Annotated in this window: 1 rRNA gene (running past one end of the window); it reads right to left on the bottom strand. The window is 55.0% G+C overall.

The window, feature by feature from the left end:
• Positions 1 to 43 precede the first annotated feature (43 nt).
• Positions 44 to 2,598: ribosomal RNA gene (locus QMK17_RS25850) — 23S ribosomal RNA — on the bottom strand; it runs 605 nt beyond the window's last position.

The raw sequence follows: 2,598 nt of genomic DNA, 5'->3' as shown, positions 1-2,598 counted from the left end.
CGTGTGTTGTTTCAGATATTGCACAGTGGACGCGTAGCTTCTTTGTGGTAAGTCCTCGGCCTATTAGTACCAGTCACCTGCATCGGTTACCCGACTTCCAGTTCTGGCCTATCAACCCGGTGGTCTGCCGGGGGCCTTACCCCCTCGAGGGGGTGAGAAACCTCATCTTGGAACAGGCTTCCCGCTTAGATGCTTTCAGCGGTTATCCCTTCCGAACGTAGCTAACCAGCGGTGCTCCTGGTGGAACAACTGGCACACCAGAGGTTCGTCCGTCCCGGTCCTCTCGTACTAGGGACAGCCTTCCTCAAGTTTCTGACGCGCGCGGCGGATAGAGACCGAACTGTCTCACGACGTTCTAAACCCAGCTCGCGTGCCGCTTTAATGGGCGAACAGCCCAACCCTTGGGACCTACTCCAGCCCCAGGATGCGACGAGCCGACATCGAGGTGCCAAACCATCCCGTCGATATGGACTCTTGGGGAAGATCAGCCTGTTATCCCCGGGGTACCTTTTATCCGTTGAGCGACACCGCTTCCACATGCCGGTGCCGGATCACTAGTCCCGACTTTCGTCCCTGCTCGACTTGTCAGTCTCACAGTCAAGCTCCCTTGTGCACTTGCACTCGACACCTGATTGCCAACCAGGCTGAGGGAACCTTTGGGCGCCTCCGTTACATTTTGGGAGGCAACCGCCCCAGTTAAACTACCCACCAGGCACTGTCCCTGAACCAGATCATGGTCCGAGGTTGAGGTATCCAATACGATCAGAGTGGTATTTCAACAACGACTCCACAGTAACTGGCGTCACCGCTTCACAGTCTCCCACCTATCCTACACAAACCGAACCGAACACCAATACCAAGCTATAGTGAAGGTCCCGGGGTCTTTTCGTCCTGCCGCGCGTAACGAGCATCTTTACTCGTAATGCAATTTCGCCGAGTCTATGGTTGAGACAGCTGAGAAGTCGTTACGCCATTCGTGCAGGTCGGAACTTACCCGACAAGGAATTTCGCTACCTTAGGATGGTTATAGTTACCACCGCCGTTTACTGGGGCTTAAATTCTCAGCTTCACCACACAAGTGCAGTTGACCGGTCCTCTTAACCTTCCAGCACCGGGCAGGCGTCAGTCCGTATACATCGTCTTACGACTTCGCACGGACCTGTGTTTTTAGTAAACAGTCGCTTCTCACTGGTCTCTGCGACCCACACCAGCTCACACTGCAAGAGTGATCACCGGCAGGGGTCCCCCTTCTCCCGAAGTTACGGGGGCATTTTGCCGAGTTCCTTAACCATAGTTATCTCGATCGCCTTAGTATTCTCTACCTGACCACCTGTGTCGGTTTGGGGTACGGGCCGTGTGAAAGCTCGCTAGAGGCTTTTCTCGGCAGCATAGGATCACTGAATTCGCCTCAATCGGCTACGCATCACCTCTCAGGCATGAATGAACGGCGGATTTGCCTACCGTTCGCCCTACAGGCTTACACCAGTATTACCACTGACTGGCTCAGCTACCTTCCTGCGTCACCCCATCGCTTGGCTACTACCAGATCAGGTCCCACGCATCCACCACACGCCTCACTCTCGAAAGAGATCAGTCACGTGGATTCAGGGCGGTTAGTATCACTGATTCACCATGGGCGCGTTCACACGGGTACGGGAATATCAACCCGTTGTCCATCGGCTACGCCTGTCGGCCTCGTCTTAGGTCCCGACTCACCCTGGGCGGATTAACCTGGCCCAGGAACCCTTGGTCATTCGGCGGACGAGTTTCTCACTCGTCTTTCGCTACTCATGCCTGCATTCTCACTCGCACAGCCTCCACACCTGGATCACTCCGATGCTTCCATGGCTGCACGACGCTCCCCTACCCATCCACACACCTGGCTGAATCTCCGTAGAAACTCAGCGGGCTATTGTATGAATGCCGCAGCTTCGGTGGTGTACTTGAGCCCCGCTACATTGTCGGCGCAGGATCACTTGACCAGTGAGCTATTACGCACTCTTTCAAGGGTGGCTGCTTCTAAGCCAACCTCCTGGTTGTCTTCGCGACCCCACATCCTTTTCCACTTAGTACACGCTTAGGGACCTTAGCTGGCGATCTGGGCTGTTTCCCTCTCGACTACGAACCTTATCGCCCGCAGTCTCACTGCCACGCTCTCACTCATCGGCATTCGGAGTTTGGCTGATTTCGGTAAGCCGGTAAGCCCCCTAGACCATCCAGTAGCTCTACCTCCGATGAGAAACACGTGACGCTGCACCTAAATGCATTTCGGGGAGAACCAGCTATCACGGAGTTTGATTGGCCTTTCACCCCTACCCACAACTCATCCCCTCAGTTTTCAACCTAAGTGGGTTCGGTCCTCCACGACGTCTTACCGTCGCTTCAACCTGGCCATGGGTAGATCACTCCGCTTCGGGTCTAGAACACGCCACTACACCACATAACATGGATACGCCCTATTCGGACTCGCTTTCGCTACGGCTACCCCACACGGGTTAACCTCGCGACATGCCACTAACTCGCAGGCTCATTCTTCAAAAGGCACGCCATCACCCGCAACAGTAAACTGTTCACAAGCTCTGACGGATTGTAAGCGCA

The sequence above is a fragment of the Rhodococcus sp. G-MC3 genome (assembly GCF_030063335.1).
In the GTDB taxonomy this organism is placed as follows: domain Bacteria; phylum Actinomycetota; class Actinomycetes; order Mycobacteriales; family Mycobacteriaceae; genus Rhodococcoides.
The sequence above is the reverse complement of the archived record's forward strand: the minus strand, read 5'-3'. Positions and strand labels throughout refer to the sequence as shown.